The sequence below is a fragment of the Pandoraea sp. XJJ-1 genome, from assembly GCF_026802345.1.
Classification (GTDB): Bacteria; Pseudomonadota; Gammaproteobacteria; order Burkholderiales; family Burkholderiaceae; genus Pandoraea; species Pandoraea cepalis.
Genome location: NZ_CP113827.1, coordinates 2,776,309 through 2,788,487, shown reverse-complemented (window position 1 = coordinate 2,788,487; position 12,179 = coordinate 2,776,309). Strand labels below are relative to the sequence as shown.

Genomic DNA, 12,179 nt, shown 5'->3' with positions numbered 1-12,179 from the left:
CCGAGCGTCAACCGAGATCGCCGACCCTCAAGCCGGACGAACGCCGAGACGCCACAGCGAGGTCACTTCGGCGGCGCGTGCCGCATGCAGCGGATCGTTCGCGTCGCTGGCCTTGGGATGGTGCGGGCGCACGTCGTGACGCGCGAGCACCACCAGGCCAGCGCCGTGAATCCACGAGAGCAAGGTCTCGCGCGTGCGCAAGCCCAGATGTTCCGCCAGGTCGGACAGTACCAGCCAGCCTTCGCCGCCGGGACTCAGGTGGGCGGCGAGGCCGTTCAGAAAGCCCTTGAGCATCTGGCTGTCCGGATCGTAGATTGCATGCTCGATGGGTGCGTTTGCCTTGGCCGGCACCCACGGCGGGTTGCAGACGATCAGCGGTGCCTTGCCCTCGGGAAACAGGTCGGCATCGACGATCTTCACGGCGCGATCGAAACCAAGCCGCGAAATGTTTTCGCGTGCACACGCCAGGGCACGGGCATCGCGCTCCGTACCGACGACCTGCTGCACGCCGCGACGGGCAAGCACCGCGGCAATCACGCCGGTGCCTGTGCCAATGTCGAACGCCAGGGTCTTGGCCGGCAGCGGCGCCTGATCGATCAGTTGAAGATACTCGCCACGTATGGGTGAATACACGCCGTACCAGGGGTGAATCGACGCGGCCAACGCCGCAATCGGCACACCCTTCTTGCGCCATTCATGGGCCCCGATCAAGCCGAGGATTTCGCGCAGCGATGCCACCGAGGGGGTGGTGTCCGGCGCGCCCCAAGCTTCGGCGCACGCCTCGCGAACGTCCGGCGCGCGGCGCAACGGAATGCCATAGTCAGCGTCCAGCGGTATCAGCACCATGCCAAGGATGCGGGCACGCTGCGCTTGCGCCATCCGATACTTGTGGAAGGCGTCGGCCGGGCTGGCGAGGGCTGCCTCGCCCTTGGCCGCGGGCTTGCGGCGCGGACGATGCGGCGGACGATCTACCCGCCGCGCCATCGCCTGCAGCAACTGACGCGCATTCTGGTAGTCGCCTCGGTACAGCAAGGCCGTTCCGCCACAGGCAAGATGATAGGCCTCGTCTGCCGTCACGGTGTCGTCAACGACTTCCACTCGGTGCGGCGGCGTTACGCCAGCTTCGGAACGCCAGCGTGCAGTCACGGGGCGACCGTCTTCGGTCCAGGCTAGCGTCGGGGTAGTGTTCATGCGATGTCTTCTGAATAGCGTGGCGGCGCACGGAAGCTTGGGCGGGACGCCCCCCCCCCTCTGACGGGGAGCCTGTCTCTGTCGGGAGATCAACCTCTGTCGGGAAGCCCGCCCCAGACGGACCGGAGCCCCTTTCCGCCTCTCAAACATAAACCCAACTCGCTGCAGAAAGGGGCTCCGGTCCGTCTTCTTCACTTCCCTCAGGATGCGCCGGAAGCCCGCATTATGCCTGCGTTGTCTCCCCTCCGACCGGAATCAGTGTCGCCCGGTCGCCGCCAACATGCCGTTCAGCCCGCCTTTTTCGCATCGCCAAACAACAAGCCAATGGCCGCGCGCAACGCCTCGTCCAACCCCGGATCTATTCCCGCTGCCAACGCCGACGGCATCGCCGGCCCCAACCCACCATGCCGAATCGCCGCCGCCATCCGCGTGAGCACCGCCGCCCCCGGATTGACCTGCGCGTCATGCGCCCCCGCTCGGGGAACGATGTCCGTAATGGCATTGGCCACACGCTCCAAGGCCACTAGCGCCGGCCACCAGCGCGCCGCCCGACGACTCACCATCGGCGGTTCGGACAACGCCCGCTGTAACGCAATACGCGCGTCGTCGAGCGCTTTGTAGGCCACCCGCCGAGCACCAAACGCTGCATCGACATCTTGCGTGTCGGCAAGCGCCGCATATCGACCCAGCGCATCGAGCGCATTGGCAACGCGCTCGTCGAGTTGATGCCGCTCCCACTTGGCCCACGGTAAATACCCCACGAGCAACACGATCGCGCACGCCGCCACGGCATCGATGAACCGCGCAAATGCAATGCCCTGACTGCCCGGCTGCAATGCGCCCATCACCAACATCAGTATCGGTAGCAACAAGGCGCTGAATAACCCGTAATTGCGCCGCAACGCCCACGGCAGACACGCCGCCAGCGGGACGAGCACGGCAAGACTGACCCACCCGTTCCGGTCGATGGCGACGACGGCCGCCGAGACGGCAACGCCAACGATACTGCCCACGCCGCTCTGCAACGCACGGGCGAACACGGAGCCATAGTTCGGCTTGAAGATGACCACGACGATGAGCGGCACCCAATACGACCGCGGCAGTGCCGTGAGCGCAATGAAGATCTGCGCGGCCAGCACGCACAAGCCAATTCGCAGCAAGTACCGCCATACGTCGGGCCACGGCCACTTCGGTATCCATTGCCGTCCGGGCGTGGCACGCGCCCGATGACGCGCCAAGGCAACCAGGGGCGCTTCGGCCGCATGCACGGTGCCAGTGAGTAACGGTTCGGCGCGATGCAACGCCGCCGCGAGCGCCGGCGCGTGGTTGTCTTTTGCCACCGCCACGGTGGCCGCCACGTCGAGCTGCCGATCGCGCGCAATGCGCCGGGCAATGCCGTACAACGCGCGTCCGAGTGGTGCGGGAAGCGGCCTGCCACCCTGCGCAAGGCCGATGACGGCCGAGGTGATGGGCTCGGCCGCCAGAATCTGGGCAGCCCGGCGCTCAAGCACTCCCCACCCGCCCGCTGTGCTCGCGCGCGCGCTCAACAGCGTGTCGTAGGCCGCGGCAATGGCGTTCTCGAGCGAGCGGCGCGCGAGCCTGACGCGCGGCGTACCGCTCGCGTCGAGTACGTTGGCCAGTTGCTGATAGATCGCGGCGACGGCGTCGCGCTCGGCGGCGCCCGGGTGCCGCAGCCAGTGAACGGCCATGAGCAGCACGCTGAACACCCCGCCCGCCGCAAGCAGCAGCGGCGCGCGCCATTCGGGCGGTGGAAGGGCCAGGCCCCAGCCGACGATCAGGTATACGGCGCCCTGCAAGGTCGCCGCCGACGCGACGTTGCCGAATGTGCCGATGAAGCTGAGCAGCAGGATCGCCGCTTGCAGCAGCCCATGCGCGGCCCACGGGTGCGACATGCCGAGGTCGTGGATGAGCATGCCGGTGTAGAAGCCCATGACGCCGGTGGCGACGGTCAGCAATATGGAGCGTGCCCGCGTGTGATAGGGGCCGGTTCGGTCGCCGACGATGGCGGGCAGCGCGCCGAGCGCGATGAGCGAGGCGTCTGCGCCATGACCGATGGCCGCGCCGATGGCGGTGGGCACGGCAACGGAGAGCGCGGCATGCACCGCGTCCCATCGGGAGAATGCTACGGGTTCGAGTCGCACCAGCCGCGACATCCAGGCAACGCGGCGGCGGGGCTCTGGCGTCGTGGGCATGTGCGGACGATCCGTCGTCGTCAGGGCGCCTGCCGCGATGCGTCGGCATCGGGCAGTGGCATGAGCTTGCCCTGACCACGGATCCAGGCGTAATCGGCGCGCTCGGCCATTTCTTTGTCGCCCCGGCTGTCGCCATAGACGAACAGCACGCGCGGCGGCGACGCCGCCCACCAGGCTTCGAGACGCCGCACTTTTTCCGGTCCCCAGCAATTCGGCTCGGCAAATTGGCCGGAGAAACGACCGAGTTCGTCATACGCCAGCTCAGTGCTGAGAACGGCGTCGAAACCGACCGAGGTGGCCCATAGGCGCAAGTACAAGCCGGGTGAGGCGCTGACCAGCACGATGCGGTGTCCCATCGCCCGGTGCTGTCGCAAACGCGCGAGCATCTCGGGACGAAGCAGGCGGGGCAAATGCTGCGTGATGAACCGCTTGGCATCGTACTCGAGCTGAGCCCGCGTGCGTGCACCCAGCGACGCGCGCAGGAACGCGGCCTTCGCGGTGCCCCGGTCGACCACACGCAGCGCTGCGCCGATCAGCCACGGCGAAGCGAGCAGGGCCCCAGCCACGAAGCGCGGTGTGCCGACCGTCTCGCGCACGAAGATGCGAAGACTGTCGGTGGTGGAAATGGTGCCGTCGAAATCGAAGGCGGCGACGATCGAGGTGTCGCGCATGCGAGGTCAGCGCGCGCTGGAGCGCGGCGCGACAGTCGTCGCCGCCGATGCGGCCGACAGCGTCGATGCAGCGCCGCGTGAGTCAGCGAAGGCGACCAGATGCGGCCAGCGTTCGCGCGCCTGCCGGTTGGCAACGATCGCTTGTTCGTCGCGATAGAACGGCAGCACATCGACGCCGACGACTTCGCGCAACCGATCGATATCCGACGGATAACGACGCTCGATCGTCGCGTCGGCGGTTTGCGGGTTGGGCGTGACAGTTGTCATGGGCAACGTGACCTTGGCGGATGAGGGTTCGGTCTGGCGCATTCAAGGCATTGTATAGGTGCCTCGAAAGCAGGGCAATTTCGCTGCCGGCCGGTCAGCCGGTGCACCGGGCCTTCAGTGACCGAAGCCCAAAGTTCGCTTGATTCCTCTCACTCAGGCAGGCTAGCATGGCGCATCTACCGCTGTCAGACACGCATGCTGTGCAGGTCCGCCGGACACCGGCAATCTTAGGATTGCCGGACAACGACGTGGTGAGACGTCGGGTCCTTTGGGCAAGCCTCATGTGAGAGCGGCAATAATGCAGCACAAGAACAGATGAGGCATCGCACATGCAGCTTCGAGCGTCTTGGTCGCGTTACAAAAAAATCTCCGCCATCTGTCTGCTAGCTGCCACTGCGATGGACCTTGCGGGCACTCGCCTGGCGATCGCGGCACCGGCGGCAAGCCGGGCAGCAAAGGCGCCGATGGCGCTGCCGACAGGCGGCGTCGCCGCGCTGGGCGCAGCGTCGGGCGCCGCGGCGTCGCCCGACCCGTCAGGGACCACCGTGGCGCTTGCCGCGGCATCGGCCGGTACCCGCCAGCGCACCGTCACGTTTGCCCAGATGGGCCAGACCGATGGCCTGCGATTGCGCGGCACCGAAGGATCGGGCGACGTCAACTTCGGAATCCGACTCGATCAGACGGTCGCCTCGGCGCTGTTGCGGCTGCGCTACACCTATTCGCCCGCGCTGATTCCCGATCTCTCGCAACTCAAGATATATCTGAACGAAGAACTGGTCGCCACGCTGCCGTTCAACAAGCAGGACGGCGGCAAGAACCTGGTGCGCGAGATTGCACTCGACCCCCGCTTGCTCTCGGGTTTCAACCGCGTGCGACTGGTGCTGATCGGGCATTACACAATGGAGTGTGAGGATCCGTTGCACTCCAGTCTATGGGCGGATATCAGTCCGCAGAGCGAGATCGTTACGAGCACGCAGGCGCTCACGCTGCGCAATGATCTGGCCTTGCTGCCCGCGCCGTTCTTCGACCGTCACGACAACCGGGACCAGACCGTTCCGTTCGTCTTCGGTGCGCCGCCGTCGCTCGCCGTGGTGCATGCCGCCGGTGTGGTGGCGACGTGGGCGGGCGCCATCGGCGACTATCGCCGTACGCGCTTCCCTGTCAGCGTGAAGACGTTGCCGTCGAAGCACGCCATCGTGTTCGTCACGAACGACACGATGCTCCCGGGACTCGATTTGCCGAAGGTCGATGCCCCGACCCTGCGCATGATGTCGAATCCGGACGATCCGTCGCTCAAATTGCTCGTCGTGCAGGGCCGCGACGCCAAGGATCTGGAGACGGCCGCGCTCGCGCTCGTCTCGGGACGCGCCGCATTGTCGGGCGACGCCATGCGCATCGACGCGCTCACGCCGATGCCACCGCGCGCGGCGTACGACGCGCCGCGGTGGGTGCGCACCGACCGCCCCGTGAAGTTCGGCGAACTGGTCGACAATCCGAGCGACCTGCAAGCGAGCGGCTACATGCCGTGGCCGATTCGTCTCCGCCTCAATCTTCCCGCCGATCTGCTCACGTGGCAGAACACGGGCGTGCCGATGGATCTGAAGTACCGCTACACGCCGCCGGCGAAGCCCGACGATTCGTCGATGAGCGTGTCGATCAACGATCAGTTCGTGCGCGCCTATCGTCTTCGCGCCTCGGGCGCCAGTATCGACAAGAGCCACATGCTCGTGGAGTTGCTCTCCGACGGCACCATGGCCGATCGCAAGGAAGTGCGCATCCCCGCGTTCCAGGTGGCGTCGCGCAATTCGCTGTCGTTTCAGTTCGCGATGGAGCCGCACAAGGACGGGATGTGCAGTCAGTCGATCACCCACGCGGCACGTTCGGCCATCGACGCCGATTCGACCATCGATTTCAGCGGCCTGCCGCACTACGCCGAGATGCCGAACCTGAGCTTCTTCGTCGGCAGCGGATTCCCCTTCACGAAGTACGCCGATCTAGCGCAGACGGCCATCGTGATGTCGAAGACGCCGGACACCGCGGCGCTCGAAGCCGTCTTTTCGACGCTCGGCCAGTTCGGCCGGTCGACTGGCGTCTATGCCGATCGCTTCGAAGTGCTCGACACGACGCAGACCGACCGCTTCAAGGATCGCGACCTCCTGATGGTCGGCGGCCAGGAGGTGGCTGACCTCTTGGTCAAGTGGGGCAAAAATCTGCCGCTGATCATCGACCAGACGCGCCGGGTCATGACGGCCCAGCCGCAGGCCTCGCGGGGCGACGGTGCGATAGGCTCGGCGCTTGCGGCAAGCCCTGTCGGGCCGGCGCACATGGACGCATTGTCCAAGGGGCCGCTCGCCGCGCTCATCGGATTCGAGTCGCCGGTGACCCGCTCGCGCTCGGTGGTCGCGATCAATGCGTCGAGCGACGACGCATTGCTCAGCGTGGTCGATGCCATCGGCGACAACGCCCGACGGGCGGAGATCCATGGCGATCTCGCGGTGTTCAGCGGCGATCGTGCCGATTCATTCCGCCTTGGCCAGATTTACTTCGTGGGCGATGTGAGCTGGTGGACCCGCATTCGCTATCACCTTTCAAGCCATCCAATTCTGGTGGGGCTCGTCGCACTGCTTGCGGCGTTCGCCATTGCGCTCAAGTGCTTCGGTTGGTTGCAGCGGCGTGCTGCGCGTCGTCTGGAGCAGTAAATGACACGCGCCGAAAGTGTGGGCCGGCGCCGTCGGGCCGTGCTGCGTGCGCTCGCCGCATGCAGTGCGTTGCCGGTGCTCGGCGGATTGACACACCCGGCGCACAGCGCGCCGGCGAAGGCCGCGCCCACGACCACGACGAAGTTGCGAACCTGTGCCACGGTCGACTGGCCTGACTGGACACGCTTCAAGGCGGGCTTTTTGAGCGACGACGGGCGCGTGATCGATCGCAGCATGGACGATCAGCGCACGGTGTCGGAAGGTCAGGCCTATGCGCTGACCTTCGCGCTGATGGCCAACGATCGCGTCACGTTCGACAAGGTGCTCGACTGGACCGTCAACAATCTGGCGCAGGGCGATTTGACCGCTCACCTGCCCGCATGGCTCTGGGGCAAGAAGGACGACGGGCAATGGGGCGTGCTCGACCGTAACCCGGCGAGCGACGCCGATATGTGGATCGCCTACGCGCTGGGCGAGGCAGGGCGATTGTGGAACGTGCGGCGGTATACCGCGCTGGGCGCCCTCGTTGCACGCCGCATTGTGTCGGAGGAGACGGATGTCGTGCCCGGTCTCGGGCGCACGCTGCTGCCGGCGCCGGTCGGCTTTCATCCCGCGAAGGATCTGTGGCGGCTCAATCCCAGCTATGTGCCGATGCAAGTGGTGCGCTATCTGGCGGGGCGCTTTCCCGAAAGCGGCTGGGCCCAACTGATCCCGTCATCGCTCAAGCAAATCACGCTGACGGCGCCACCGCTGGGATTCGCCCCGGAATGGGCGATGTATCGTGCGGGCCGCGGTTTCGAGATCGATCCGGACACGAAGGGCGAGGGCAGCTACAACGCGATTCGTGTCTACCTATGGGCTGGCATGCTCGCGCCCGGCAGCGATGACTTTCACGCATTGATGCACACCTTCGGCGGCATGCTGAAGTTTGTCGCGGCTCACGGTGCGCCGCCCGAACGGGTCGATACGCGCGACGGCACGGCCAGTCAATCCGGCGGGTCCGGTTTTTCGGCGGCCCTTGTGCCGCTGCTTCAGGCGGTGGGCGATACCGCGCAAGCGCAGGCGCAAGTGACGCGTGCGCGCGCGCTCGAGGCGCAAGCGGCACCCGGCTACTACAGCTCGGTGCTCTCGTTGTTCGGTCTCGGCTGGCGCGATGGGCGCTTCCGTTTCGCCGCCGACGGCATGTTGCAGGTGCCATGGGAGGCGACTTGCGCAACACGGTGATTCGCTCCGCGTGTCTGACCTGTGTGCTGATGGCCGCCGGTGTTGTCCCCGCGCGCGCCGCGCCGAGCCCGGGCGAGGGCGGCAAGCCGGATGTCGTGGCCGCCAATCGCGACGTGAGCCGTCTGCTTGCGAGCGCCACGCTCTGGCACGCCCGTCATCGCAACGATCTTGCTCGCGCAGCGTTGGAAAAGGCGCTGCTCGTGCAACCGGAGCAACCTGACGTGCTATCGCTGCTCGGCCAGATCGAGAGTGAAGAAAATCACCCAGAGCAAGCGAGCAAGGCCTTGCAGACGTTGCAGGCGCGCTATCCGAACGCGCCCGCCACTCAAGCGCTGGCCGACGTGATCCGCGTGAACACCGTCGACAAATCCCGCATGGCGCGCGCGCGACTGCTCCAGCGCAGCGGACAGGCCGACGCCGCCTTCGCGCAGTACCAGGCGCTGTTTCCCGACGGTCCGCCCAGTGGCGATCTTGGCGTCGAGTACTACCGGGCGCAAGCCAATGCCACCCACGGCTGGCCCGCGGCGCAACGGGGGCTGGCAGCGCTCGCGAAGGACGCGCCTGGCGATTCGCGCGCATCGCAATCGCTGGCCGAGTTGATGATCGACCGTCCGGCGAGTCGCTTGGCAGGCACGCGAATGGTCGCCGAACTCGCGGCGCGGCCCGACGCCGATCTGAACGCCTTGCTGCCGCTCTGGCAGAAAGGATTGTCGCGGGCGGACGGCAATCTGGCCTGGCTGCCCCTCTATCAGCGCTATCTCGCGCTCTCGCCGAACGATACCGAGATCCGCGCGGCGTACGACAAGCTCAACGCGCAACAGGCAGCCCGCACGCGGATGCTCAACGATCCCGCTTATCAGGCGAGGCAGGCTGGCATCAAGGCGCTCGATCAGGGGCGGCTGAGCGACGCGCAGACGTCGCTCGACGCGGCGCGCGCCAAGCGCCCCAACGACGGCGAACTGCTCGGCTCGCTGGGGCTCGTCAAGATGCGTCAAGGCGATCATCAGGCGGCGCAAGCGCTGTTTTCACAGGCGCTGCGCAAGGATCCGGGAAACGCGAACAAGTGGCGTGCGCTGCTCCAGACGTCGCGCTTCTGGGGCGCGATGACCGAGGCGCGCGCCGCGCGCGACGCCGGTCGTCTGGCCGAGGCCGACCGGCTCGTGCGTAGCGCCCTGGCCAGCGACCCGCGCAATCCCGACGGTCTGGCTTTGTTGGGCGAGATTGCGCTCGACGACAAGCGCAACGACGATGCCGAGCGGCTCTTCCAGCAGGCGCTGAGGATCGAGCCGGATAACGACACGGCATTGCGTGGCCTGATTACCTTGTATTCGCGCCAGGAGCGCCGCGCCGAACTGGCGACCCTGCTCGGCGATCTGCGACGACGCTTCCCACAGGACAAGGCGCGCTTCGACAAGGCCGAGGCCGCTGCCTTGTCCGACGACGCCGAGCGCGCGATCGCACAAGGTCATCACGGCCCGGCGCTCGCGGCCCTGGAGCGCGCCGTCGCGCTCGACCCGGGCAATGCCTGGACCCGCTACTCGCTGGCAACCCTCTACCGGAAGCTGCGCCTGCCGCAGATCGGTCGCGACGTGATGGCCGAGGGTCTGCATCAACCGCTCCCGCCCGACGACCGCGCGCAGATGCTGTACGCGCAGGCGCTTTATTTGAACGTCATCGACGACGAAGTCGGGGCTCGTGCCGCACTCGCGCAGATCCCGGTCACGAACGTCACGCCGTCGATCCGCCGCATGCAGACGACGCTCGCGATTCGCGACACGGCGCGTCTGGCTCGGGAGGCGCATGCCGCCGGCGACGACGCGCAGAGCGAGCGGCGCTATGCCGATGCCTTGGCAATGGCTGGCGACGACCCGGAACTGATCGCTGAAGTCGCGCGCGCCCGCGTGGCGGCGGGACAGCCCGAGCCGGGGCTGGCGCTCATGCGCGACTGGCTGGCGGCGCACGCCGACAAGCCGCAGCCAGACGCACAACTGCGCTACGCGGAATTGCTCGATACGGCGGAACGCGATGCGGAACTGGGCACGTTCCTGGCCGGCATCGATCCGGCCACGCTCGGGGCGGATCAGCGCGCCGAACGGCAGGACTTGCAGGATCGTCTCGCCCTGCGCGAGGCCGACCGTGCGCGGGCGCTGGGCGATTTCACGACCGCGCGCGCGAAGCTCGATCCATTGCTCTCGCGTCAACCGCCCGACAAACGCGCGCTGTCGATGCTCGGCGATCTGTACTTCGACGAGCGCCGTTTCGACGACGCGCGCAAGATCGCGCAAGCGCAGCTTCGCCAGGATCCGAACGATCAGGACGCGCGCCTGTCGCTCGTGCGCGTGCTCTACGAGATGCAGGACGACGCGGCGGCCAACCGCGAACTCGATCGCGCACTGGCCGAGGCGTCGCCCAGCGACGTCTGGACACAGCTGGGCGTTGTGCGACGGCTCACGGCGATGGATCGCTTCGACGAGGCCATCGCACTCAACGACACGTTGCGCACGCAATTCCCCGATACGCCCGCTGTGACCGTGCAGCGCGGGCGCATCGCGCAGTCGCAGCGTCATTATCGCGAGGCGAAGGGATGGTACGACCAGGCACGCAAGGAGGAAATCGTGCAAGGCGCGCTACCCGGCTACGACGGCATGACGTCGGCCGAGTCGGCTATCGACTCGCTGGAAGCGCGGCGTAACAGCTATGTCGCGGCGGGCTATGAAATCGACGAGAAGAAGGGCGACGGCGGCATCTCGATGTTCAATGCGCGCGCCGTGCCGGTGTACGGCCAATACGCGCTCGGTTACGACGGCCACGTGTTCGCCCAGACCGACTACGTAAGCGCGGACGCTGGCGACTTGCCGCTCAATGGCACGTCGGAGTTCGGCACGCTGCCGTTGCTTAACGTGCCCGCGTTCCGGGCCGCCAATCCCGGTGTGTTGGGCGACTACGGCACGAAGCGTCAGAAGGCACATGGACAGGCGCTGATGCTCGGCTATGAGAACGACTGGATCCGGGCAGACGTCGGCCATACGCCCGTGGGCTTTCCCATTTCCTATGTGACCGGCGGCGTGCGCCTGTTCGGCAACGTGGGACGCTACCACTACTGGGTCGACGCGTCGCGTCGGCCGATGGCGGGCAGCATGGTGTCGTACGCCGGGTCGTACCTGCCGTTGCCCGAGATCTTCGGCGACGGCAAATGGGGCGGGGTGCGGCGCGATGCCCTGACGTTCCACGCGTCGCGCGACTTCCTGAAGTGGGGCATTTTTGGCGAAGCGAGCGTGGCGCGACTGACCGGCGAGAATGTGCTCAACAACTCGGAGGTGTCGGCGCGCGCTGGTGTCGACCTGCCGCTCGTCTACCGGCGCGACATGCGCATGAACACCGGTGTCACGGTGTTTTTCGACAGCTTTGCGCAGAATGAGCGGTTCTATACCTATGGCCATGGCGGTTACTACAGCCCGCAAACCTATGTGTCGCTAACGCTGCCGCTGGAGTGGTACGGCCGCACACAGCGCTGGTCGTATTACCTGCGCGGGTCGGTGTCCGTCTCGCAAAGTCAGGAAAAATCGATGCCGTACTTCCCGACGGACGGTACGCTGCAATCGACCAGCGGCAACTTGACGTACGGCTCGGGCGGCGGCTTCGGCGTGGGGTTTTCGCTTCTCGGGCGTGCCGAATACTGGGTCAACCGCCATTGGGTGATCGGCGCTCAGGCGCAGTTCGAGCGTTCGGACTATTACGCGCCGAATCGCTTCCTCGTCTACCTGCGCTATCACTTCGACGCCCGCCGTGGTGATGTGCCGATGCCGCCGTCGCCGGTACGCCCAATCTGGAGTTACTGACCCATGCGAGCTCGCGTCGATTTTGCCTTTGCCGCCGTTGTGTCCCACATCTCCGATGCCTGGGCCGGGAAGGGG

At 66.6% G+C, this 12,179-nt stretch carries 7 protein-coding genes; 3 read left to right on the top strand and 4 right to left on the bottom strand.

The annotated features are described in order from the left end of the window. Positions 1-27 precede the first annotated feature (27 nt). The 4 genes from OYT13_RS12670 to OYT13_RS12655 form a co-directional block, all read right to left on the bottom strand. Complete coding sequence (locus OYT13_RS12670) at positions 28-1,191, bottom strand: methyltransferase (protein ID WP_026131653.1); 1,164 nt, start codon at positions 1,189-1,191, stop codon at positions 28-30. A 287-nt stretch (positions 1,192-1,478) separates the two neighbouring features. Next, positions 1,479-3,404, bottom strand: coding sequence for an FUSC family protein (locus OYT13_RS12665; protein ID WP_268566336.1), 1,926 nt, complete (start codon positions 3,402-3,404; stop codon positions 1,479-1,481). A gap of 20 nt (positions 3,405-3,424) precedes the next feature. Beyond that, entirely contained in the window at positions 3,425-4,075 is a 651-nt protein-coding gene (locus tag OYT13_RS12660) for an HAD-IB family hydrolase (RefSeq protein ID WP_017232220.1), read from the bottom strand. 6 nt (positions 4,076-4,081) lie between these two features. Beyond that, positions 4,082-4,342 (bottom strand): hypothetical protein, encoded by a 261-nt coding sequence (locus OYT13_RS12655; protein WP_157211349.1) that lies wholly within the window; start codon positions 4,340-4,342, stop codon positions 4,082-4,084. Between the two features lie 464 nt (positions 4,343-4,806). Between OYT13_RS12655 and bcsB the strand changes: the two genes are divergently transcribed. Genes bcsB through OYT13_RS12640 form a run of 3 tightly spaced genes read left to right on the top strand, consistent with a single transcriptional unit; the run spans position 4,807 to position 12,104 of the window. Further along, positions 4,807-7,041 carry a cellulose biosynthesis cyclic di-GMP-binding regulatory protein BcsB gene (gene bcsB / locus OYT13_RS12650; protein WP_268566335.1) on the top strand — a complete coding sequence of 745 codons (2,235 nt, stop codon included), beginning with the start codon at positions 4,807-4,809 and terminating at the stop codon, positions 7,039-7,041. Then, positions 7,042-8,265, top strand: a complete 1,224-nt coding sequence (gene bcsZ, locus OYT13_RS12645) for a cellulose synthase complex periplasmic endoglucanase BcsZ (protein ID WP_017232217.1) — start codon at positions 7,042-7,044, stop codon at positions 8,263-8,265. It abuts the gene before it with no gap. Beyond that, positions 8,238-12,104 carry a cellulose synthase subunit BcsC-related outer membrane protein gene (locus tag OYT13_RS12640; RefSeq protein ID WP_268566334.1) on the top strand — a complete coding sequence of 1,289 codons (3,867 nt, stop codon included), beginning with the start codon at positions 8,238-8,240 and terminating at the stop codon, positions 12,102-12,104. The genes bcsZ and OYT13_RS12640 overlap by 28 nt, the downstream gene beginning before the upstream one ends. The last annotated feature ends 75 nt before the right edge of the window (positions 12,105-12,179 follow it).

Bases quoted from the DNA above. Each gene is read 5' to 3' on its own strand.
- OYT13_RS12670 (WP_026131653.1), bottom strand. From the start codon at position 1,191: ATGAACACTACCCCGACGCTAGCCTGGACCGAAGACGGTCGCCCCGTG.
- OYT13_RS12665 (WP_268566336.1), bottom strand. From the start codon at position 3,404: ATGCCCACGACGCCAGAGCCCCGCCGCCGCGTTGCCTGGATGTCGCGG.
- OYT13_RS12660 (WP_017232220.1), bottom strand. From the start codon at position 4,075: ATGCGCGACACCTCGATCGTCGCCGCCTTCGATTTCGACGGCACCATT.
- OYT13_RS12655 (WP_157211349.1), bottom strand. From the start codon at position 4,342: ATGACAACTGTCACGCCCAACCCGCAAACCGCCGACGCGACGATCGAG.
- bcsB (WP_268566335.1), top strand. From the start codon at position 4,807: ATGGCGCTGCCGACAGGCGGCGTCGCCGCGCTGGGCGCAGCGTCGGGC.
- bcsZ (WP_017232217.1), top strand. From the start codon at position 7,042: ATGACACGCGCCGAAAGTGTGGGCCGGCGCCGTCGGGCCGTGCTGCGT.
- OYT13_RS12640 (WP_268566334.1), top strand. From the start codon at position 8,238: ATGGGAGGCGACTTGCGCAACACGGTGATTCGCTCCGCGTGTCTGACC.